The sequence below is a fragment of the Antarcticirhabdus aurantiaca genome, from assembly GCF_009765365.1.
GTDB classification, from domain to species: domain Bacteria; phylum Pseudomonadota; class Alphaproteobacteria; order Rhizobiales; family Rhizobiaceae; genus Antarcticirhabdus; species Antarcticirhabdus aurantiaca.
In genome coordinates, this window is sequence record NZ_VTOM01000065.1 from 1 (window position 1) to 602 (window position 602).

Genomic DNA, 602 nt, shown 5'->3' on the forward strand with positions numbered 1-602 from the left:
CCGAGGCCGGAAAGGCTCGGATTGGTCAGATAGCTGTTGTTGTAGCGCGCGCCGCGCGTGCTCGCCGGCTCGGGCGGCACGAGAAGGGGCACGAAGAGGGTGTTGGGATCCTTGGCGTCCGGCGGCGTGTCGTCCGAGCCGTAGGAGCTGTCGCCCGTTTCCAGCCGCGTCTCGACGCAGCCGTTCCAGGTCTGGTCGAGATTGCGGAAGACGTCGAAGCGCGACACGCCGGCCGGGATGATGCTGTAGGGCACGTTGACGGCGCCCTCGCCGTCGATCCAGTCCGCGCTGGCCTTGTCGGCGCCGACGTTCACGAAGGAGGAGAAGGGCACGAGCGAGAACTTGACCCGCCGACGCAGGATCTCCGTCTCGGTCAGCTCCCTCACCATGCTCTTGGCCGCCTTCTTCATCTCGGCGAGCTTGGATCCGGCCATGGAGCCGGTGGTGTCCAGAACGAGGGCGATCTCGTACTTCGTCGGCGGATACTCGGCCGTGCCCGCCACTCCGGCATCGAGACTCTCGAAGCCGAGCACCTTGGCGAGCGTCAGGTCGACCTTCGTCCGGGCGGTGACGGTCGCGCCGAACTCGGAGAAGGTGACGGC

Annotated in this window: 1 protein-coding gene; it reads right to left on the minus strand. The window is 67.1% G+C overall.

Annotation, left to right across the window (positions count from 1 at the left end):
* Positions 1-602, minus strand: a 602-nt coding sequence (locus tag FZN60_RS28540) for a vWA domain-containing protein (protein ID WP_158877802.1), incomplete at both ends; no start/stop codon positions are given.